The organism is Pseudomonas sp. 58 R 12 (assembly GCF_900005865.1).
GTDB classification, from domain to species: Bacteria; Pseudomonadota; Gammaproteobacteria; order Pseudomonadales; family Pseudomonadaceae; genus Aquipseudomonas; species Aquipseudomonas tritici.
Genome location: NZ_CVTP01000016.1, coordinates 533,995 through 553,929, shown reverse-complemented (window position 1 = coordinate 553,929; position 19,935 = coordinate 533,995). Strand labels below are relative to the sequence as shown.

Sequence of the window (19,935 nt, the reverse complement as noted above, 5' to 3'; positions counted from 1 at the left end):
CCGCGGTGTGTCAGACAGGCCGCAAACGCAGCCTCGCTGGGGCTCGACAGCTGCTACGCACTATCACAGTGAAAATGTGTAGACACTTATGCTGCGATAGCGGTGTTTCAGCAATGGATGTGTCCATTGATCCACCGCCATCGCAGGCAAGCCAGCTCCCACCTTTATCTTGTAGTGCCTGTAGGTATTAAGCCCGGCACTGCGCCAGGCTTTTCACCTGGCCTGAATCTGTCTGGTTAGTCTCGGACAACCAGGCCTCAAACCCCGCCCCAATCGCCGGCCATTCGGTATCGATGATCGAATACCATGCGGTATCCCGGTTCTGCCCCTTGACCACCATGTGCTGGCGGAACACCCCTTCAAAACTGAACCCCAAGCGCTCTGCGGCGTACTTGGAGCGGGCGTTGCCGTTATTGCACTTCCATTCCAGCCGACGATAGCCCTGCTCGAACGCATACTTGGCCAGCAGGTATACCGCTTCGGTGCTTCTCGGTGAGCGCTGCATCGGCGCGCCAAAGGTGACGTGGCCGATTTCGATACGGCCCTGGGCCGGGACGATGGACATCAGGCTGAGGATGCCTTGCACCTGACCCGTCTTGAGGTCGACCACGCTGAAGAAGTACGGCTCGTTGTGTTGAGCGTGGTTGTTCAACCAGTCATTGAACGCACTGCGCTCAGGAAAAGGCCCGTAGGGTAAATAGTCCCACAGCTTGGGATCGGCACCGGGGCCTTCAAGGGCTTGCCACACGTCATCGCCATGGCGCGCCGGGTCGAGTTTTTCCAGGCGGATAAAACGCCCTTCAAGCAGTTGCACGGTAGGCGCCGGGACGCCTTTCCAGTCGGCGAGGGAAGTGGACATGCTGCGCTCCTTAAAGACATTTGCGAAATTGGATGAAACCAGGGCGTTCGGCGATGCGTTCGTACAGCTGGATCGCGGTGGCGTTGGTCTCGTGGGTGAGCCAGTGAACCTTACAGCAGCCGTCAGCCTTGGCGGTGGCGTAGACAAACTCGATCAGCTTGCGGCCCACGCCGGTGCCCCGTTGAGCGGGGTCTACGAGCAGGTCTTGCAGGTAGCAGGCGTTTTCGATGCTCCAATTGGAGCGGTGGTAGATGAAGTTGACCATGCCCACCGCCTTGCCGTCCTGCCAGGCCAGTGCGGAATAGGTCGGCTCGTTGGCGTCGATCAGGCGCTGCCAGGTGCTTTGGCTGACGGCGTCCGGCAGTTCGGTGTTGTAGAACTTCAGGTACGCCTGCCACAGTGGCAGCCAGGCGCCATGGTCAGCGGCGGTGACCTGGCGGATGTCGATCTGACTCATTCTGGGACTCCTTGGGGGATAAAGCGGGCGAGGGTCTGGTCGCGTACGTCGACGCTGGCGGCCAGACCCTCGCGCACGTCGGCGATGTCGGCGGCGCTGCGGTTCTGGCTGAGTTTGCGTTTACCGATCAGGCGCTCGATCGGCAACGCAAAGCCGACAATGGCCTTGAGCATGCCTTCAATGTAGTCGGCCGGGGCGTCGCTGACTTTCCACGGCTGAGCGCGGCTGCCTTCATGGCGATCGGTCAATGCACTGACCACCCCAAGCAAACGCTCGGCATCGGTAAACACCTCGGCCCTGCCGTAGGCATGCACGGCGATGTAATTCCAGGTGGGCACGACTTTGCCGTGCTCGGCCTTGGCCGGGTAAAACGACGGGCTGATATACGCCTCGGCGCCGGCGAAGATCACCAGGGCTTCGCTGCCGTTTTGCAGGTCCTTCCATTGCGGGTTGGCCTTAGCCAGGTGCCCGTAGAGTGTGCCATCAGGGCCTTCATCGGGGTTGAGCAGCAGCGGCAAATGGCTGGCTTGCAGGCCTTGCTCGCCTACGGTCACCAACTGCGCCAAGCGGGTGTGCTGGATCAATTGCTGCAATTCGGACAAGTCTTCGAGGGCAAAGGCACGGGGCGTATACATAGAAATTTTCCTTGGCGAATGCCTGCATCCTAGGCAGGCTAATGGTTCGTTGTAAGAGCCATCTAGCGCTAATTTCATAGGTCCAATATGCCGCCCATTACGCCGCCGTTGTCGTTCAACCCTGCCGGTATCGAGCTGGATCGCCGTCAAGGGCTGACGCGCCAGCTGTATGAAGCGCTGCGTCAACGCGTGCTGGACGGGCGATTGGTCAGCGGCACGCGCCTTCCCGCCAGTCGTGACTTGGCGGCTGCACTGTCGATCTCGCGCAATAGCGTGGTGCGCGCCTACGATCAGCTGTACGCAGAAGGGTTTATTGAAAGCCGAGTAGGCGATGGCACTTACGTCGCTCAATTGCCTACGGCAAAAAAACTATCCACAAAAGTATCCACAGGGTTTTCAACAGGCTTATCCCCAGCCTTATCCACAAATTGGTTGGATTTGCCGGTTAATTCCGCCAGTGAAGTTATCCACAGGCCCGCTTTGGGGCGTGTGCAAACTCACCATTTACCGGCGCCGCCTCCCGGGCCGCCACGGGCGTTTCGGGTCGGTGTTCCAGCATTCGATCTGTTTCCATTTGAGGTATGGGCCAAGCTGAATGGGGCTTTCTGGCGCAAGCCCGACTTGGCAAAACTCTGTTATGGCGATCCGGCGGGAGACGACCGCTTGCGTGGCCTGATCGCCGCGTACCTGCGCAGTTCACGGGGCATGCAGTGTTCAGCTGAACAAATTGTGATCACCAGTGGCGCGCAGCAGGCAATCAGCCTTTGTGCACAGCTGCTGGTGGAGCCCGGCGATGGCGTGGCGGTGGAAAACCCCGGCTACCGCGCCGCAGGGCATGCGTTCGCCCTGGCCGGCGGGAAGCTGCACGGTGTGCCCGTGGACGGCGAGGGCATCGATTGCCAGGTGCTCAACCGCTTGCAGGATTGCCGTGTGGCCTATGTCACGCCTTCACATCAGTATCCGTTGGGCGTGGTAATGAGCCTGGCGCGGCGCCTGGAATTGCTGGCCTGGGCCGAACGCACGGATGGCTGGATCATCGAAGACGATTACGACGGAGAGTATCGCTACAGTGGCGCGCCGCTCTCGCCGTTGGCCGCCTTGGACCGCAACGGGCGGGTGCTCTACGTCGGCACCTTTGGCAAAGTGGCCTTTCCGGCGTTGCGCCTCGGTTACCTCGTATTGCCACCGGCGTTGGTAGACGCCTTCGCCCGGCGCCGCGCCGTCGACATGCGCCACTCCGAGGTCAGCACCCAGGCGGTGATGGCTGAATTCATGGCGGCCGGGCATTTCCAGCGGCACATTCGCCGCATGCGCCGGGCCGCGTTGAGCCGGCGCAATGTGTTGTTGGCGGGTTGGCCCAGCGGCCTGCCCGGTGTGGGAGAACTGCCCAGCGTTGCGGCGGGGCTGCATATGACGGTGCGTGTCGACAGCTTGGCCCGCGAGCAGCAATTGCTGGCGCAGGCACACGCGGTGGATGTCGAGGTCAACGGCTTGAGCAGCTACTGGCTGGCGCAGTCGACCACGCCTGCGGACCAACGCGCTGGTCTGGTGTTGGGGTTTGCCGCGGTGTCCGAAGCCGATATCGCCGCGGCACTGGCGCGGTTGCGCCAGGCCTGGCGATGCTGATCAGGTGCCCGATTTGATCTTGGTCCAGGCCCGCGTCCGCGCGCGTTCGGCATCACGCCCCAGCGGTTTGAGGGTGTACAGCGTGGCCATCGCCGCCTCGGTGGGGTACAGGTTTGCGTTGTTGCGAATCGCCGGGTCGACCAACTCGGTCGCATCCTTGTTCGGGTTGGGGTAGCCCACGAAATCGCTCACCGGCGCGATCACCTGGGGTTGCAGCAGGTAGTTGATAAAGGTGTAGGCGTCCTGCGGGTTTTGCGCGCCCTTGGGGATAGCGAGCATGTCGAACCAGATCGGCGCGCCTTCTTTAGGCAGGCGCATGTCCACCGTCACACCATTCTTGGCTTCCTTGGCGCGGTTGGCGGCCTGGGAGAAGCTGCCCGAGTAACCCACGGCCACGCAGATGTCGCCGTTGGCGATATCGGCCATGTACTTGGAGGAGTGGAAGTAGGTGATGTAGGGGCGGATCTTCATCAGCAGCGCTTCAGCCTTGACGTAGTCCTTGGGGTTGCTGCTGTTGGGGTCCAGGCCCAGGTGCTGCAAGGCCAGTGGCAGGATCTCCGAGGGCGAATCGAGAAAGGCTACGCCGCATTGCTTGAGCTTGCTGATGTTTTCTTCCTTGAAGATCAGGTCCCAACTGTCTACCGGTGCGTTCGGCCCCAATGCGGCCTTGACCTTGTCGGGGTTGAAGCCGATCAGGATGGTGCCGTACATGTAGGGCACGGCGAATTTGTTGCCGGGGTCGTTGGCTTCGATCAGCTTCATCAGCTTGGGGTCGAGGTGGTTCCAGTTGGGTAACTGGCTGCGGTCGAGGGGCTGGAACACACCGGCTTCGATCTGCTTGGCCAGGAACACGTTGGACGGCACTACCACGTCATAGCCGGAGTTGCCGGTGAGCAGCTTGGCTTCCAGGGCTTCGTTGGTGTCGAAGATGTCGTAGACCAGTTTGATGGTCGGGTTCTGCGCCTTGAAATCCTCAAGCGCCTTGGGGGTGATGTAGTCGAACCAGTTGTAGACCTTGAGGGTTTTTTCTTCGGCCAGGGCCGCGCCGCTCAAGAGCGTGGCGCATAAGGCGAGGGTAGTGAGCAGCTTCATCGGGTAGCTCCTTGTTCGAAACCTTCGAGCACGTTGACGGCGTTGATGCCGATTTCTTCCACCGCGTAGCCGCCTTCCATCACGAACAGCGTGGGTTTGCCAAGGCGAGCCAGGCGCCGGCCCATGGCCAAATAGTCTGGGCTGTCGAGTTTGAACTGGGAGATCGGATCGTCCTTGAACGTGTCTACGCCCAGAGACACCACGATGACGTCGGCGTCATAGCGTTCGGTTTCCTTACAGGCCTCGTCCAGCGCCGCGCTCCATTGATCCCAACCCGAACCGGCAGGCAGCGGATAGTTGAAGTTGAAGCCTTCTCCCGCGCCTTCGCCCAGCTCGTCGGCATAGCCGAGGAAGAACGGAAATTCCGCTTCCGGGTGGCCGTGGATCGAGGTGAACAGCACGTCGCTGCGCTCATAGAAAATCGATTGGGTGCCGTTGCCGTGATGGTAGTCCACGTCAATGATTGCGACCTTCTTGTGGCCCTGGTCGAGAAATGCCTGGGCCGCGATGGCGGCGTTGTTGAGGTAGCAATAACCGCCCATCAAATCGCTGGCGGCGTGATGCCCCGGCGGGCGGCACAGCGCAAAGGCACTGTGTGCGCCTTGCTGGATTGCCTGTTGCGCGGTCAGCGCCACCTGCGCCGCGCTGTACGCCGCTTGCCAGGTGCCGGCGGTGATCGGTGCGCCGCCGTCGAAGCTGTAGTAACCCAGTTGGCCGTGCAGGCTGGTCGGCAATACCCGGCGCAACGTACGGGCTGGCCAGGTATACGGCAGCAGATCGCCGTCGGTGGCGAATTCAGTCCAGCGCGCCCAGGCACCTTTGAAAAATTCCAGGTAGTCGCGGCTGTGGATACGTTGCAGCGGCGCCAGGCCGAAATCCTGCGGCGCCTGCACCGGGCCGAGTTCGCGGTCCTTGACCCGTTGTAACACGTGGTCGGCACGCGACGGCATCTCGAAACAGGGCATCAGTTGTCCATCCATCAGTTCACAGCGGCCGTGGTGCAAATGGTGATCGTCGGAATAGATCGTCAGCATTGTTGTTGTTCTCCGCAGGCTCAGTGGGATGCTGGCAGTGTTGCGGGGCGCGGGCTTCCAGAGAACGGCAGGAGCGGCCAAAAGGGGATCGAAGTGGCCAACGGGTGTGTCCGTTATTCGCCCCTTGCTTGTGCGCCCGTGCGCTGATCAAGGGCGGAAGTGACTCGGGGCCACGCCGCTCCAGCGCACGAAGGCGTGGCGAAAGCTTGCGGTCTCACTGAAACCCAGTTGCTCGGCGATGCGCCAGATCGGCAGTTGATCCTCCCCCAGCCATTGCTTGGCGCGCTCGAAGCGCAGTTCGTCGAGCAGTTCCTGGTAGCTGCACCCGAGGGCGCGCAAGTGTCGGCGCAGGGTGCGTGGTGAGCAGTTCATCTGCCCGGCCAGCCCTTCCAGGCCCGGCGCCGCATGCAGTTGCGCGCCGAGTAGGTGGCGCACGCGCCCGAGCCAGGCTTGGCGCCCGGTGAATTCGGTGTTCTGTTTACGGCAACGCTCAGCCATGGCGCGATGGGTGACGGTGTCGGCCAGGGGCAGCGGTTGATTGAGCCAGCTTCGGTTGAAGGCAAAGGCATTGGACGGCCCATTGAACTGCAGCCGGCAATCGAATGATTCGGCGTAACGGGCCTGGTAGTTCGGCGCCGCATACTCAAAACGTGCGCCCAGCAACGGCAGGGGCCTTCCTAGCAGGTCATCGCAGATCACCTTGAGCGACACCAGGCACAGTTCCACGTTGAACGCGGTCAGGGCCGGGTTTTCCCGGTAGTCGCTGGCGGTCAGCCAGATACATTCCCCATCCGCCTCCAGGCTCAGTTCGAAAAGTGTTCCCAACAGCGCCGGGTAGCGTAGCGCCAACCTCAAAGCGTCACCGAAGGTGGCACAGGTGAGCAGGGCGTAACCGAGCATGCCGTAGGCTGACACATGCATGCGCCGGCCCAGATCCAGGCCAATGTCACGTTTGCGCGCCACGGCGTTGGCGCACACCTGCATCTCCTGGAAGGTGGTGATGCGCGTGTCGGCGTGGCTCAAGTCTGCGGTGCCTATGCCGCTGCCGGCGAGCAGAGCCTCGCTGGGCAAGCCCAGGTCCTTGAAGGTCGCCAGCACCAGCGAGACGGCATTGAGGGTGGTCAGGTGTGAATGCAGCATAGGAACTCGGCGCCGGGGTATAGGGGGCAATGGAGCAAGTTGTGTGCCGCGTGCCCTGACGCGGGTTGCCGGTCAGGGTTGAGTCGCCAGCTCGGTGTTCTCGAAAAACAGCTGGCGTGCCTGTTCCAGGCTGATCTCGCTGCGGTAGAACGCGGTTTTCTGTGCATTGTTCAGGCGCGTTGGACTGTCGGCAGCGAGGCCCACGCGGTGTTCCTCCACGGTTTTGAGGCGCGCACTGAGGTATGCCTTGGCCGGAATCCAGCTGGTGCTGTAGTGAAAGTGTGCATACCAAAGCACTTGCTGGGTGCCGCGTTCGCTGATGGTGTACTCGTCCAGGTAGTCCGGACGCAGGCTTTTCACGCGGCGACGAGTCTGGGTTTTCTTGATGCTGATCGCGTTATGGCTTTTGAGCCATTGCACCGCCGCCACCGTCGGCGGGCGCTGCTTGAGCAGTTTTTCCACGTGCACGTTGCTTTGCCGGTAGAGATTTTCAGCCGCCGCGTTCAGCGCTTTGTTAACCGTGCTGGCCGACAGGTTCGAGCTGCCTGTCGCATTGCTGCGGGTCAACGCCGTGTCGATGGCGGCCATGGCCTTTTCCAGTTGCAGGGCGCGGTGGTGATACAGGTGTTCGATGCCGATGGGTGTGCGGTCTGCCTGGGCGGCATGGGTTTCGGCGCGTTGCAGGAAAGCGGGCAGCGTGTCGAGCAGGTCCTGGCCGTTGACGATGCTCTGTAGCAAATCCACCACCGGTGGACTGTGGTGGGGTGTTTTCAGGCGCTCGACCCATATGCCCTGGTTTTTTTCATGGTAGGTCGCGACCACTTTATGCGTCAGCGGCGAGCGAATATCCACCAGGCCGGTTTCCTGCCCGACATCCGATAGGCGCGGTTCACCGATCAGCAAGCCACTGTAGCGGGTGCGGATGAACTTTTTCTGCGGCCGGGGCGGGGTCGGGAGCGGCGTGGGGCGGTTTTTCAGGATAGTGCGTTCGGCACTGAGCAAGGCCAGGTTGCTGATCGCACGCCGGTTGAACGCGGCAAATTGCTCGCGCAGGCCTTGGACGGGGGCCTGGATGGCGTGATCGGCGTATTGCTCGGTGAAGTCCGTCAGGCGCTCATCAAGCAACTGGAACTGTTCCACCAGGCTGCTCAAGGTGTCGATGCGTTCATCGAGGCGGCTGTCGCTGTGTTCGCGCAAGGTGTCGCGCAGGCATTGCAGGGCCACATCGGCGCTGTCGACAATCTGGTCGATGGTCTGCCAGGCTTCCGGCAGGCTGGCAAGGGTATCTTTGGGCAGGCACAGGTTGCGCGCCATGGTCACTTGCAGGGCTTTTAGATCATCGACACTGTAGGCCGGCAAAGTGCCCTGGGTCGTACTGATCAGCCGGGTGCCGTCCTTGGCCAGTTTCTGCAGTTCAGTGAAGCGGGTCTGCATGTATTCCAAGTGCGTGAGCATTTCCTGGCTCAGGGTATTCATGCGCTGGGCTTCTTCAATGTAGCGATCCTGAGGCTCGTCGGCCTGGCGTTCAATCAGGTCCAGCACCGACCGCAGCGCGGGGGTGAACTCGGTCATGGTTTCGCGGATGCCGGCGCTGGTCAGTTCGGTCTGGGCCTTGACGTAGTTGAGGGCTTTTTGCGGGTAGTCCGGTAATGGCGCATGCAGGTTCAGCTCTTTGAGGTTCTGCAAGGCACTTTCGTAGTCTTCGCTCTGGGTGTGCAGTTTTTGCAGGTATTGGCGCCGCTTGGCGGCGGTCGATGTGGAAGGGCCGGGCTCTGACATGGCCCTGTGTGCCTGCTGCAATTCATCCTGGGCCTTTTTCTTCTCGGCCTCGAAATCGCTCAACTGTTTGCGCAACACCTCGGCGCGCTTTTGCGCGAGGGTCTGGGCTTTGCTGATCAAGCGCTTGGGGCCGCCACCGCGCAGGCGCAGGCGCGTATCGACAAACCAGGCACCCAGGCGGTTGCTGATCAGCGGCGGTCCGGTGCGACCAGGGCGCTTGGGGTCGACGATAATCACGCTGTCGTTTTCATCGACGCGCACCTGGAACCAGCGCGCACCCACCAGGGCATAGTAGTCGTGACCGATCTGGCACAGATGCTGGAGGGGACCGGTGGTGCTGATGGGGTCGCCCAGGGCGGCGGGTTTTTCCACCTTGAAGCTGTCGAGTACGATGCCCAGGCGCGCAGGCGAGCGGTTCACCGCGCCGCTGGTGTGCACCGGGCGCGTATGGTTTTCGGCCAGTTGCTCGGGGGCGACAGTCGCCAGCTTGACCACCGCCGGTACGGGTTTGAGCAACGAGCGGGGTGGCGCATGGGGCGTGCTCGCCTTACCAGTGCGGCGTGGCGCGTTACGGCTCACACAGTGCAACGCGATCGCCACGCCGAGGTTCAGCAGCAGATCGGTGAAGGCGGCCCAGGCGGCTTGTTCATCCGGTTGCTGCTGCGCATCGGCAACCGCCTGCAACTGCTCCATGATCTGCCAGATCCACGCGGCGGCGCCCACCGCACCGCCGAGAAACGGCAAGGTGCTATTGAAGATCAACCAGCCAGCGTGTTTGAAGCTGGCCCAGCGCGCCTCGACATTGGACACCGACTGCCGGTCTGCCAGCTCTACCAAGGCATTGGCGTTGGCCTTGAACAAGGCGGCGAACGGCTCGCCATTGAGCGGCGGCTCGCCTAAAACGATCGGCCCGCCCATGGTCCAGGCCTTGAGTGGGTCTACCAGGAAGTCCACCACCGCCCAAGGCGACGGCAATGCGCCGGGAAACACATAGCGGGCGTAGTCACTGCGCACGTCGTCAGGCAACCACGCCAGCACCGATTCGCGCAGGCTGGTGGATTGCTGGATGGCATACAGCAAGTTGCTGGGTGAAGGGTATTGGCTCAGGGGTTGGTCCAGCAGCGGCCGGTACAACAGGCAGGGCCCGGCTGAAGGGTCCTGCGGGGCGATCACGAACATATCCGCCACCACATCCTGCGAGTTATCCAGCCGCCGCGTGGGGGAAAAAGCCAGTGGCCGTATGACGATCGGATAGCCATCCACCTGGCGGTCGGCCACCTCGTCTGCCATCACCGCGACCACGTAGCGGTAGCCACGCTCGTCGATCCCGGCTTCCCCGCGGATCTTGCATTGCAGTGCCAGCAACGGCAGTTGCACGCGCAAGTGCTGGCTGTAGAGCTGCTGGCGCTGGGCGCTGACCTGCGGGTCGTCGAGCAGTGTGGTTTTGATCAGGGCCGGGTAAGTGCGACCGATATCGACTTGGGTGATCAGGTTTTTCACATACTCAATGGTCAGCCAGTCGGGCAGGTCCTGGCCGCCTTTCGGGCGCAGTGCGCGGGAGCCCCAGGGCAGGGCGATAAGGTTTTGCAGGGCCAGGTCCACAAGGCTGAACACTGAAGTTTCAATCTGTCCAGGCACCACGAATGTGCCCCACATCACCGGGCGTTGCACCACGATGTCAAAGCGGTCGAGCATCAGGTGGGTGGCGTCGGGATGCTCCTTGAGCATCTGTGCCTGAAGCTGCTCCTGAGCGTATTGGCGGATCGGCACGATGCCATCCTGATAAGACGCCCCTGCATTGCGGTTATTGAGGGCCGCGAGGTCCTTCATATGCCGCGAATAAGCGATCAGGTCCGAGGTGGGCGCCACGCTGAGCCACGCCGGCAAGGCCTGCTGGAACCACTGCGGACCTGGGCCCTTGCCCGCAAGCTCGGTGCTGGGCGGCGCGGCAAGCGGCGCATCGCTGGCATCGTCCAGCAGGGTGGCAAAGTCGATGGCGCCGATGGCCTTGATCTGGAGCGTCACCAGTTCGCAGGCCAGGTAGTCGAAAAAGTCCCCATCGGGTTCGACCAGGCGCCACTGGATTTTCGTGTGGTTCTTGGACGGATCCACCCAGTCGAGGACTTGCCCGCCCAACTTGGCCAGCGAGGTGTAGCGGTGATAGCCGAGCAACGGCGAATAGGAGAGGATGATTTCCTGTTCCTGCTGTTTGCCGATCAGCACCGTGATCAAGTGATCGTCCAGGTGGTGCGCGGTGCCGTCGGGGTCCACGCCATCGATGTCCAGCACATAGGCGCGGGTGGCGTAGGAGTTTTGGCTTTTTCGATAGGCCAGGTCTGGCGCGAGGGACACCTGGCGCGCGATCAGGCAATCGTCCTTGCTCCAGCCCGGTGCCTGCTCCACGTTCCACACGCTGCGCAGCGTGTCGGCCAGCTCATACCAGTGAGCGGCGCTGCTGCCGGTGGGCTGGTTCCAGAAATCCAGTTGCCGCTGCTGATAGGCCCGCAGCATCACTGGTGCCAGCAGGTTGAGGATCCTTGCGATGTCCTGGATGCGCACCGGCAGGTGCAACGCCGGCTCGACGATGGGTTGTTGCGTGAGGAAATGTTCGCCTTCGATGTACAGGGCAGGCACCCCCGACACCGCTTGGCGTTCGAGGATATCGGTCAGTGCATGGTAGTGGGTGGGGCCGGTGAGCACCTGGTCTTCGACGATTTTCCAGGTGGCCGTGCCGACCATGGCAATGTCGGGGTTGATGTCCAGGTGCGGGTAGCGTTCCTGCAATTGTTCGCGCAGCAGCAGGGCGGCGACTTCGCGAAAGGCGGGGCCGATGGACAGTTGGGTGAGCAGGGCGGCGGCGTTGTGCCGTTGAGGGGCGGTGGAGCTGGCGGCGGGCATGGCAAGTCCTGGTGAGCGAGTGATGGCAACGCCCGAGGTCGTGCCTCGGGTGCTGTCATGCTAGAAATCGCTCGGCCAGGCTTGGCGGTGTTTATGTACGGCGGCGGGTCAGCCCAGTTCGCCGCACAGGTTGGTTTCCACCAGGCTTCGAGTCTCGTCGGACGACAAACCGCTGCCGATCAGTGCATTGAGCTTGCCGAAGGCCGCTTCGCGGGTCATGCCGCCACCGGACAGCACGCCCACGCCGCGCAAACGGCTGCCGGCTTCGTAGACATCCAGTTCCACGCCGCCTTCATGGCATTGAGTGACCGCAACCACCACCACTCCCTGGTCCTGCGCACGCTGGAGGCTGGCGAGGAACCCAGGGTTATCGCTTGGCCCGGTGCCGCTGCCGAAGCACTCCAGGATCAACGCCTGAATGCCGCTGCCGATCACTGCGTCCAGCACCGCCGCGTCGATACCCGGCACCAGCGGCAGTACGCCGACCGTGGCGAGGCCCTTGGCTTGGCGATAGTCCAACGCAGCAGGCAAGGCGGTGGCGCGCGGCACACCGCCCTGGCGTTGCAAGGCGGCGAAGGGATGGCGCCCGAAGCTGCGGATCTTCGCGCAGCGCGTCGGGTCCATCAGCGCGCCATGGAAGTACAAGTGCACACCTGGCGCCAAGCCTTTGCCCAAGGCTTGCAGCGCGCCGCTGACGTTTTCCCAGGCATCACTGTCGGGCACGCCGGCGGGCAGCATCGAGCCGGTGAACACCACCGGTGCCGGCAGGCCCAGCAGTTGGAAGCTCATGGCCGCCGCACTGTAGGCCAGGGTGTCGGTACCGTGCAGGATCAATACGGCATCGCAGCCTGCGTCCACGGCCTCAACGACGGCGGTGCGCAGGCGCTGCCAGTAGGCGGGGGTCATATTGGCGCTGTCGATCAGCGGTGACATTTCCAGAAAGCGCCACGTCGGCACCTGCGCGTCGGCCAGTTGCTCGCGCATGCGCGCTTCGAAACCGGATGCCGGGGCCAGGCCGTTGGCGCTGGCCTGCATGCCGATGGTGCCGCCGGTGTAGAGCACCATCACGTTGTTGGCTGATTGCATCGAAGATTCTCCTGAACGAAAAACGCCGCCGGGCCCAGAGCATGCCCAAGGCCGGGCGGCGTGTCATCTCTCTAGGCTTAGCGTTGCGGTTGAGCGTTCAGTTCAGCCGACGCTTGAGCCGCTGGCTCGGACTTCACCGGGTTGGCCGGCCAGGCCTTGCGGTCCAGGTCCAGGTCAGGGAACTGGCTGGAATCGAACACCGGGGTCTTGATGCCCGCCGCGCGCTGGTTGTCGTAGTCATTCAAGATGCGCATGGCGATCTTGAACAGGAACGCCAGGGCGAACAGGTTAACGAACGCCAGCATCGTCATGGTGATGTCGGCGAAGGCGAACACGGTGCCGAGGTTTTCGATGGAACCCCAGAAAATCAGCACCAGCACCAGCGCGCGATAGCCCATCAACACCTTGCGGTTGTTGCCGACCAAAAAGCGCAGGTTGCTCTCGCCCAGATAGTAGTTGTACATGATCGAGGTGAACACGAACAACGCCAGGGCCACCGAGATGAACATGCGGCCCCAATCGCCGACCACGGCTGCCAGGGAGTTCTGGGTCAGGGCAATGCCGTCGCCTTCAAAACCTGGGGTGTAGAAACCGGAAAGCAGGATCAGCAATGCCGTACAGGTGCAGATCACGAAGGTGTCGAGGAACACGCTGAACGCCTGGACCACGCCTTGGGCAATCGGGTGTTCCACGGAAGCCACCGCCGCCACGTTAGGCGCACTGCCCAAGCCGGCTTCGTTGGCGAACACGCCGCGTTTCACACCCATGATGATCGCGCTGCCCACCAGGCCACCGAAGGCTTGGTCGAGGCCGAAGGCACTCTTGACGATGGTCGCGAGCATGGCTGGCACGTGGTCGAATTGCAGCACGATCACGTACAGGGTTACCGCGATGTAGACCAAGGTCTTGACTGGCACCAGCAGGTCGGCGATCGAAGCGATGCGCTTGATCCCGCCGATGAACACCAGGCCCAGCAATACTGCCAGCGCCAGGCCGGTGTAGGTGGTGTCCAGGCCAAAGGCGTTGTTCAGCGAGTGCGTCACGGCGTGCGCTTGCAGGCCGTTGAAGGCAAAGCCGAACGTCACCAACAGCAGGAACGCCATGACCATCCCCAACCAGCGTTTTTGCAGGCCGTGCTGGATGTAGTAAGCCGGGCCGCCACGGTAGGTGCCTTCGGCGTCGGTGCGTTTGTACAGCTGGCCGAGGGAGCACTCGATGAAACTCGACGACATGCCCACCAACGCGGTGACCCACATCCAGAACACGGCGCCCGGGCCACCCAGGGTCACGGCAATGCCGACACCGGCAATGTTACCGGCACCCACACGGCCGGCCAGGCTGAGCATCAGCGCCTGGAACGAGCTGAGCTGGCCCGAGCTGCTCTTGAGGCTGTCTTTAAACACCGAAAACATGTGGAAGAAGTGACGCAATTGAACGAAACGCGAGCGAATCGTGAAATAACCGCCGAGCCCGACAATGAGCACGATCAGTACTTTCCCTGAGAGGAAGTCGTTGATGACTTCGAGCATGGAGTGTTCCTCGCTGATTTTTCTAATGGCAAACGCAGGACGGTTCAACGCCGTCGCATCGCACCAGGCAGTGCGCGACAGTTCGACCCCAATCCTTTTGCGGGTTGTTATTCATGCGGTTTCGCGCTGTTTGAGGGCCTCGTTACCGACGGCCGCAGACGCGAGAGGGGCGGCACTATACCTAGGCGAACGTGATTCGTCTGCTCGGGCTGATTAAAGGTTTCAGCCACGCAGTGGCGGTCAAGGTGGGTTTGCAGGGCGATATTGGAGTTTTTATGGGCGTCATTTCGCAACCTCAAGGCAAAAAAAAGGGCCTGAAGAACGAGCCTTCAGGCCCTCAAAAGGTGAGAGGTGTCTAGTCCCTCAACCTGGTGAGCGGTGCAACAAACGCTTAGGCCTTCAACGGGACCAAACGTGGGGCAATCATGTTTTCGGGGCGCAGGATGTCGTCGAGCATGGCGTCGTCGAGCAAGCCTTCTTCGCGCACCAGTTCCAGCACGCCACGCCCGCTTTCAAGGGCGATACGTGCGATGCGGGTAGCGTTTTCGTAGCCGATGTAAGGGTTCAGCGCGGTGACCAGGCCGATAGAATGCTCCACCATTTCGCGACAGCGGGCTTCGTTGGCGGTGATGCCGACGATGCAGTGCTCGCGCAGCATGTCCATGGCGCGTTGCAGCAGGCGGATCGAGTCGAAGATCTTGAAGGCGATCAGCGGCTCCATCACGTTCAGTTGCAGTTGGCCGCCTTCGGCTGCCATGGTCAGCGCCAGGTCGTTGCCGATGACTTGGAACGCGACCTGGTTAACGGCTTCCGGAATGACCGGGTTGACCTTGCCGGGCATGATCGAGCTGCCTGGCTGGCGTGCCGGCAGGTTGATTTCGTTGATGCCGGTACGTGGGCCGCTGGACAGGAGGCGCAGGTCGTTGCAAATCTTCGACAGTTTTACTGCGGTACGCTTGAGCATGCCGGAGAACAGCACGAACGCGCCCATGTCGGAGGTGGCTTCTATCAGGTCGGCGGCCGGTACGACCGGCTGGCCGCTGATCACGGCCAAGCGTTGTACCGCCAGGGCCTGGTAGCGCGGGTCGGCGTTGATGCCGGTACCGATGGCGGTGCCGCCCAGGTTCACTTCGGTCAACAGCTCCGGTGCCAGGGTTTTCAGGCGTGCGAGGTCTTCACCCAGGGTGGTTGCGAAGGCGCGGAATTCCTGGCCGAGGGTCATTGGCACGGCGTCTTGCAATTGGGTGCGGCCCATTTTCAGCACGTGGCTGAACTCGACGCCCTTGGCAGCGAACGCCTGGATCAGGCTGTCGAGGCTGGCCAGCAGCGCGTCATGGCCCAGCAGCAGACCCAGGCGGATCGCGGTCGGGTAGGCGTCGTTGGTCGACTGCGCCATGTTCACGTCGTTGTTCGGGTGCAGATACTGGTATTCGCCCTTGTTGTGGCCCATGGCCTCCAACGCGATGTTGGCGATGACTTCGTTGGCATTCATGTTGGTTGAAGTGCCGGCGCCGCCTTGAATCATGTCCACCACGAACTCTTCGTGGAAATCGCCGCGGATCAGGCGGGCACAGGCTTCGCTGATGGCAGCGTGCTTGGCTTCGCTGAGCTGGCCCAACTCGCGGTTGGCGTCAGCGGCTGCTTGCTTGACCATTGCCAGGCCGACCACCAATTTCGGGTAATGCGAAATCGGAACGCCCGAGAGGCGGAAGTTATTCACCGCTCGCAGGGTCTGGATGCCGTAATACGCTTGGGCAGGTACTTCGAGTACGCCAAGCAGGTCTTTTTCTGTGCGGAATGATGCAGCGGAGGACATGACGGAAATCATCTCGATAGGGACCCGGAACAGGCCGGAACGCTGCGAATGCTAGGCGTGTAGACGTTTTTGGGCCAATGCTGTTAAACACTGGCCTATGCACAAACGGCATAATGCGCGTGTGACCCAGCTATGATGGCGGGCGTGTGTGCCAAAATGGTGCGTACCCGTGGGAGGAAGTGATGAACCTTGAGAGCAAATGGCTGGAAGACTTCAGCGCCCTGGCGGCAACGCGCAGTTTTTCCCAGGCGGCAGAACGGCGCTTCGTCACCCAGCCGGCGTTCAGCCGACGCATCCGCAGCCTGGAAGCCGCGCTGGGCCTGACCTTGGTCAACCGCTCCCGCACCCCCGTGGAGCTGACGGCGGCGGGGCAGTTGTTCCTGGTCACCGCGCGCACAGTGGTCGAGCAGCTCGGTGAAGTGCTGCGCCATTTGCATCACCTGGAAGGCGGGCAGGGAGAGGTCATGCAAGTGGCGGCCGCTCACTCCCTGGCATTGGGTTTCTTCCCACGTTGGATCGCGCAACTGCGCAACGAAGGCCTGAACATCGCCACGCGGTTAGTCGCCACTAACGTTGGTGACGCCGTGCACGCCCTTCGCGAGGGCGGCTGCGACCTGATGCTGGCGTTCTACGACCCCGATGCCGCCATGCAAATGGATGCCGAAATCTTCCCGTCGCTGCACTTGGGCAACACCGAAATGCTCCCGGTGTGCGCCGCCGATGCCGACGGCAAACCGTTGTTTGACCTGGAAGGCGAGGGCAGCGTGCCGTTGCTGGCCTACAGCGCCGGTGCGTTTCTCGGGCGTTCGGTGCACTTGCTGCTGCGCCAGCGTGCGCTGCGCTTTACCACGGTTTACGAAACCGCCATGGCGGACAGCCTCAAAAGCATGGCCTTGGAAGGGTTGGGTATCGCCTGGGTGCCGCAGCTCAGCGTGCGCGCTGAACTGGCGCGCGGGGAATTGGTGGTGTGCGGCGGGCCGCAATGGCACGTGCCGCTGGAGATTCGTTTGTATCGCTGTGCGTTGGTGCGCAAGGCGAACGTGCGGTTGTTGTGGCGCAAGTTGGAAGGTGGCGCGGCGCAAGGCACCTGAGAGCGACGAACATCAAATGTGGGAGCGGGCTTGCTCCCACATGATTCTCCAGCGCCTTGGACTGACTCATAAGTCAATAAAACCGCCACTTTGCGCCGCTAGACAGATGGTCATCCAAGGGGCTGTTTATCTTAATTATTACGGTATACTGCGCGGCCTTCGGCCGGTCCAACCGGCCCAATTTCGTACAACAAGCCACGCCGGATTTCCCGCGTGGCTTGTTGTTTTTTGACGCGCCCGCGGGCGCCCAGAGAGAAGAGGCACGACGATGAGTGCATTGGTTGGCGTGATCATGGGCTCCAAGTCCGATTGGTCCACCCTTAGCCACACCGCCGATATGCTGGAAAAACTCGGCATTCCGTACGAAGTGAAGGTGGTCTCCGCCCACCGCACCCCGGATTTGCTGTTCCAGTATGCCGATGAAGCAGAATCCCGTGGCATCGAGGTGATCATCGCCGGTGCCGGCGGTGCAGCGCACTTGCCAGGCATGTGCGCGGCCAAGACGCACCTGCCGGTACTTGGTGTGCCGGTGCAGTCGGCGATGCTCTCGGGCGTGGATTCGCTGTTGTCCATCGTGCAGATGCCAGCCGGCATTCCGGTGGCGACCCTGGCGATCGGCAAGGCCGGCGCGATCAACGCCGCTTTGCTGTCCGCCAGCATCCTGGGCGCCAAGCACCCGCAGTTCCACGCGGTGCTGAAAAAATTCCGCGCTGAGCAGACAGACAGCGTGCTGGACAATCCAGACCCACGTATCGCCTGAGGTTGTTGACGATGAAAATCGGTGTAATCGGTGGCGGCCAACTGGGCCGCATGCTGGCCTTGGCGGGCACCCCGCTGGGGATGAACTTCGCTTTCCTGGACCCGGCGCCGGACGCCTGCGCGTCCGCCTTGGGTGAACACCTGCGGGCTGACTACAGCGACCCGGACCACCTGCGTCAGCTGGCCGACGAAGTCGATCTGGTGACCTTCGAGTTCGAAAGCGTCCCGGCTGAAACCGTAGCGTTCCTGTCGCAGTTCGTGCCGGTCTATCCGAGCGCAGAAGCCTTGCGCATTGCCCGCGACCGCTGGTTCGAGAAAAGCATGTTCAAGGACCTGGGCATTCCGACCCCGGCCTTCGCCGACATCCAGTCCCAGGCAGACCTGGACGCCGCTGTCGCCAACATCGGCCTGCCGGCCGTGCTGAAAACCCGCACCCTGGGTTATGACGGCAAGGGCCAGAAAGTCCTGCGCACTGCCGCCGATGTGGTCGGTACCTTTGCCGAATTGGGCAGCGTCGCGTGCCTGTTGGAAGGCTTCGTGCCGTTCACCGGCGAAGTCTCGCTGATCGCTGTGCGTGCCCGTGATGGCGAAACCCGCTTTTACCCGTTGGTGCACAACACCCACGACAGCGGCATTCTCAAGCTGTCCGTGGCCAGCACCGATCACCCGTTGCAGGCACTGGCCGAAGATTATTCCAGCCGTGTGCTCAAGCAACTGGACTATGTGGGCGTGATGGCGTTCGAGTTCTTTGAAGTCGACGGTGGCCTGAAGGCCAACGAAATCGCCCCGCGCGTGCACAACTCCGGGCACTGGACCACCGAAGGTGCCGAGTGCAGCCAGTTCGAAAACCACCTGCGGGCGGTTGCGGGCTTGCCGCTGGGTTCCACGGCCAAGGTCGGCGAAAGCGCCATGCTCAACTTCATCGGTGTGGTACCGCCGGTTGAGCGTGTGATTGCGATCGATGACTGCCACCTGCATCACTACGGCAAAGCCTTCAAGGCCGGGCGCAAGGTCGGTCACGCCAACCTGCGCAGCAAGGACCGCGCGACGCTGCAAGCGCAGATCCTCAAGGTCGAAGCGCTGATCGCCGAGCAATAAGCCGAGGGGCGGCGGGAACCATTGGTCATCGTCGTCTCTCTGATTGCAGGATGCTAAAGCCTGGCTAGGCTTTGGCATGACTCACATTCAATCAGAGGGAAATGCCATGGGTATCATCGGAACCATCTTCATCGGCTTGATCGTCGGTCTGCTCGCGCGTTTCCTCAAGCCTGGCGACGACAGCATGGGCTGGATCATGACCATCCTGTTGGGTATCGCCGGCTCCCTGGCCGCTACCTACGGTGGTCAGGCACTGGGTATCTACCAGGCGGGTCAAGGCGCAGGCTTCCTCGGTGCCTTGGTCGGCGCCATCGTGCTGCTGGTGATCTACGGCCTGATCAAAAGAAAGTAATCAGCCGACAAAGTCCTCTGCGCTGCGCAGGCGCAGAGGGCTAGAATGCTCGGCACTTGTACTTGCCGAGCTTCTCCATGCGCCGTCTTCTATTGACTCTCCTCTTGCTGGGCCCTGGCCTGGCACACGCCGGCGAACTGCCGGAAACCGACTGGCTCGACCTGATGCCGCTGTCGGATCAAAAAGCCCTCGAAGCCATGCCCGAGATCGACCACAACTCGCCCGAAGCCCAAGGCACCTTTACCGACAAAGGCGGCTTGAAACAAAGCAAAGGCTTGCCGGCGGTGATGTATTCCACCAAGACCGTGGCGGCCATGAACGGCAAGAACATCCGCATCGGCGGTTACCCGGTGCCGTTGGAAACCGACGCCAAGGGCCGCAGCACGCTGTTCTTCCTGGTGCCGTACCCGGGCGCATGCATCCACGTGCCGCCACCGCCGCCTAACCAGTTGGTGCTGGTGCGTTATCCCAAAGGGCTGAAGCTGGATGATATCTATACGCCGCTGTGGGTGACGGGCACGTTGAAGGTGGAGAAGGTCAACAATGATTTGGCGGATGCGGCTTATGCGCTCGATGCGGGGAAGGTGCGGGTCGTGAAGGAGTCGGATCTCTAAGGCTCAACACCAATCAGTGTGGGAGCTGGCTTGCCTGCGATAGCATCGGCTCGGTGCCACTGTCCCACCG

Annotated in this window: 17 protein-coding genes; 7 read left to right on the top strand and 10 right to left on the bottom strand. The window is 62.0% G+C overall.

Annotated features, from left to right (window positions below; translation table 11 throughout):
- Positions 1 to 187: 187 nt before the first annotated feature.
- Genes BFP95_RS11900 through BFP95_RS11890 form a run of 3 tightly spaced genes read right to left on the bottom strand, consistent with a single transcriptional unit; the run spans position 188 to position 1,951 of the window.
- Positions 188 to 859 carry a GNAT family N-acetyltransferase gene (locus BFP95_RS11900; protein WP_065880311.1) on the bottom strand — a complete coding sequence of 224 codons (672 nt, stop codon included), beginning with the start codon at positions 857 to 859 and terminating at the stop codon, positions 188 to 190.
- Between the two features lie 10 nt (positions 860 to 869).
- A complete protein-coding gene (locus BFP95_RS11895; RefSeq protein WP_065910129.1) occupies positions 870 to 1,316 on the bottom strand; it encodes a GNAT family N-acetyltransferase in 447 nt (148 codons plus the stop codon).
- On the bottom strand, positions 1,313 to 1,951 hold the full coding sequence (locus BFP95_RS11890) for an FMN-binding negative transcriptional regulator (protein ID WP_065910127.1): 639 nt from the start codon (positions 1,949 to 1,951) through the stop codon (positions 1,313 to 1,315). The genes BFP95_RS11895 and BFP95_RS11890 overlap by 4 nt, the downstream gene beginning before the upstream one ends.
- Positions 1,952 to 2,038: 87 nt before the next feature.
- Here BFP95_RS11890 and BFP95_RS11885 point away from each other — a divergent pair, with 87 nt between their 5' ends.
- Positions 2,039 to 3,577 carry a MocR-like pyridoxine biosynthesis transcription factor PdxR gene (locus BFP95_RS11885; RefSeq protein ID WP_065880310.1) on the top strand — a complete coding sequence of 513 codons (1,539 nt, stop codon included), beginning with the start codon at positions 2,039 to 2,041 and terminating at the stop codon, positions 3,575 to 3,577.
- Here BFP95_RS11885 and BFP95_RS11880 read toward each other — a convergent pair whose 3' ends face one another.
- The 6 genes from BFP95_RS11880 to BFP95_RS11855 all read right to left on the bottom strand — a co-directional run bounded on the left by BFP95_RS11880 (position 3,578) and on the right by BFP95_RS11855 (position 14,135).
- Positions 3,578 to 4,669 (bottom strand): polyamine ABC transporter substrate-binding protein, encoded by a 1,092-nt coding sequence (locus tag BFP95_RS11880; RefSeq protein ID WP_065910124.1) that lies wholly within the window; start codon positions 4,667 to 4,669, stop codon positions 3,578 to 3,580. It lies immediately after the preceding gene.
- On the bottom strand, positions 4,666 to 5,703 hold the full coding sequence (locus BFP95_RS11875; protein ID WP_065880308.1) for a histone deacetylase family protein: 1,038 nt from the start codon (positions 5,701 to 5,703) through the stop codon (positions 4,666 to 4,668). The genes BFP95_RS11880 and BFP95_RS11875 overlap by 4 nt, the downstream gene beginning before the upstream one ends.
- 147 nt (positions 5,704 to 5,850) lie before the next feature.
- Positions 5,851 to 6,843 (bottom strand): AraC family transcriptional regulator, encoded by a 993-nt coding sequence (locus BFP95_RS11870; RefSeq protein WP_065875523.1) that lies wholly within the window; start codon positions 6,841 to 6,843, stop codon positions 5,851 to 5,853.
- A 72-nt stretch (positions 6,844 to 6,915) separates the two neighbouring features.
- Complete coding sequence (locus BFP95_RS11865; protein ID WP_065910122.1) at positions 6,916 to 11,520, bottom strand: hypothetical protein; 4,605 nt, start codon at positions 11,518 to 11,520, stop codon at positions 6,916 to 6,918.
- Between the two features lie 108 nt (positions 11,521 to 11,628).
- Entirely contained in the window at positions 11,629 to 12,606 is a 978-nt protein-coding gene (locus BFP95_RS11860) for an asparaginase (RefSeq protein WP_065875521.1), read from the bottom strand.
- A gap of 77 nt (positions 12,607 to 12,683) precedes the next feature.
- Positions 12,684 to 14,135, bottom strand: a complete 1,452-nt coding sequence (locus BFP95_RS11855; protein WP_065875520.1) for an alanine/glycine:cation symporter family protein — start codon at positions 14,133 to 14,135, stop codon at positions 12,684 to 12,686.
- A 191-nt stretch (positions 14,136 to 14,326) separates the two neighbouring features.
- Here BFP95_RS11855 and BFP95_RS29780 point away from each other — a divergent pair, with 191 nt between their 5' ends.
- The gene (locus tag BFP95_RS29780; RefSeq protein WP_175405973.1) at positions 14,327 to 14,494 is read left to right on the top strand and encodes a hypothetical protein; all 168 of its coding nucleotides are present in this window, start codon (positions 14,327 to 14,329) and stop codon (positions 14,492 to 14,494) included.
- Positions 14,495 to 14,526: 32 nt separating this feature from the next.
- Here the strand turns inward: BFP95_RS29780 and aspA are convergent, their stop codons facing one another.
- Positions 14,527 to 15,951 carry an aspartate ammonia-lyase gene (aspA, locus tag BFP95_RS11850; protein ID WP_065910120.1) on the bottom strand — a complete coding sequence of 475 codons (1,425 nt, stop codon included), beginning with the start codon at positions 15,949 to 15,951 and terminating at the stop codon, positions 14,527 to 14,529.
- Between the two features lie 182 nt (positions 15,952 to 16,133).
- On the opposite strand from aspA, the gene BFP95_RS11845 reads away from it, so the two are divergent.
- From BFP95_RS11845 to BFP95_RS11825, 5 genes are all read left to right on the top strand, one after another.
- The gene (locus BFP95_RS11845) at positions 16,134 to 17,042 is read left to right on the top strand and encodes a LysR substrate-binding domain-containing protein (protein WP_065875519.1); all 909 of its coding nucleotides are present in this window, start codon (positions 16,134 to 16,136) and stop codon (positions 17,040 to 17,042) included.
- 268 nt (positions 17,043 to 17,310) lie between these two features.
- Positions 17,311 to 17,802: a 5-(carboxyamino)imidazole ribonucleotide mutase gene (gene purE / locus BFP95_RS11840; RefSeq protein WP_003176980.1), complete on the top strand. Its 492-nt coding sequence runs from the start codon at positions 17,311 to 17,313 to the stop codon at positions 17,800 to 17,802.
- Between the two features lie 11 nt (positions 17,803 to 17,813).
- Positions 17,814 to 18,899: a 5-(carboxyamino)imidazole ribonucleotide synthase gene (locus BFP95_RS11835; RefSeq protein ID WP_065875518.1), complete on the top strand. Its 1,086-nt coding sequence runs from the start codon at positions 17,814 to 17,816 to the stop codon at positions 18,897 to 18,899.
- Positions 18,900 to 19,005: 106 nt separating this feature from the next.
- Entirely contained in the window at positions 19,006 to 19,251 is a 246-nt protein-coding gene (locus BFP95_RS11830; RefSeq protein WP_003231726.1) for a GlsB/YeaQ/YmgE family stress response membrane protein, read from the top strand.
- Positions 19,252 to 19,328: 77 nt separating this feature from the next.
- Positions 19,329 to 19,865 (top strand): DUF3299 domain-containing protein, encoded by a 537-nt coding sequence (locus tag BFP95_RS11825; RefSeq protein WP_010207590.1) that lies wholly within the window; start codon positions 19,329 to 19,331, stop codon positions 19,863 to 19,865.
- Positions 19,866 to 19,935 lie beyond the last annotated feature (70 nt).

What these genes read in the sequence shown, in the direction of transcription:
- BFP95_RS11900 (WP_065880311.1), bottom strand. Translation starts at nt 859, where the DNA reads ATGTCCACTTCCCTCGCCGACTGGAAAGGCGTCCCGGCGCCTACCGTG.
- BFP95_RS11895 (WP_065910129.1), bottom strand. Translation starts at nt 1,316, where the DNA reads ATGAGTCAGATCGACATCCGCCAGGTCACCGCCGCTGACCATGGCGCC.
- BFP95_RS11890 (WP_065910127.1), bottom strand. Translation starts at nt 1,951, where the DNA reads ATGTATACGCCCCGTGCCTTTGCCCTCGAAGACTTGTCCGAATTGCAG.
- BFP95_RS11885 (WP_065880310.1), top strand. Translation starts at nt 2,039, where the DNA reads ATGCCGCCCATTACGCCGCCGTTGTCGTTCAACCCTGCCGGTATCGAG.
- BFP95_RS11880 (WP_065910124.1), bottom strand. Translation starts at nt 4,669, where the DNA reads ATGAAGCTGCTCACTACCCTCGCCTTATGCGCCACGCTCTTGAGCGGC.
- BFP95_RS11875 (WP_065880308.1), bottom strand. Translation starts at nt 5,703, where the DNA reads ATGCTGACGATCTATTCCGACGATCACCATTTGCACCACGGCCGCTGT.
- BFP95_RS11870 (WP_065875523.1), bottom strand. Translation starts at nt 6,843, where the DNA reads ATGCTGCATTCACACCTGACCACCCTCAATGCCGTCTCGCTGGTGCTG.
- BFP95_RS11865 (WP_065910122.1), bottom strand. Translation starts at nt 11,520, where the DNA reads ATGCCCGCCGCCAGCTCCACCGCCCCTCAACGGCACAACGCCGCCGCC.
- BFP95_RS11860 (WP_065875521.1), bottom strand. Translation starts at nt 12,606, where the DNA reads ATGCAATCAGCCAACAACGTGATGGTGCTCTACACCGGCGGCACCATC.
- BFP95_RS11855 (WP_065875520.1), bottom strand. Translation starts at nt 14,135, where the DNA reads ATGCTCGAAGTCATCAACGACTTCCTCTCAGGGAAAGTACTGATCGTG.
- aspA (WP_065910120.1), bottom strand. Translation starts at nt 15,951, where the DNA reads ATGTCCTCCGCTGCATCATTCCGCACAGAAAAAGACCTGCTTGGCGTA.
- BFP95_RS11845 (WP_065875519.1), top strand. Translation starts at nt 16,134, where the DNA reads ATGAACCTTGAGAGCAAATGGCTGGAAGACTTCAGCGCCCTGGCGGCA.
- purE (WP_003176980.1), top strand. Translation starts at nt 17,311, where the DNA reads ATGAGTGCATTGGTTGGCGTGATCATGGGCTCCAAGTCCGATTGGTCC.
- BFP95_RS11835 (WP_065875518.1), top strand. Translation starts at nt 17,814, where the DNA reads ATGAAAATCGGTGTAATCGGTGGCGGCCAACTGGGCCGCATGCTGGCC.
- BFP95_RS11830 (WP_003231726.1), top strand. Translation starts at nt 19,006, where the DNA reads ATGGGTATCATCGGAACCATCTTCATCGGCTTGATCGTCGGTCTGCTC.
- BFP95_RS11825 (WP_010207590.1), top strand. Translation starts at nt 19,329, where the DNA reads ATGCGCCGTCTTCTATTGACTCTCCTCTTGCTGGGCCCTGGCCTGGCA.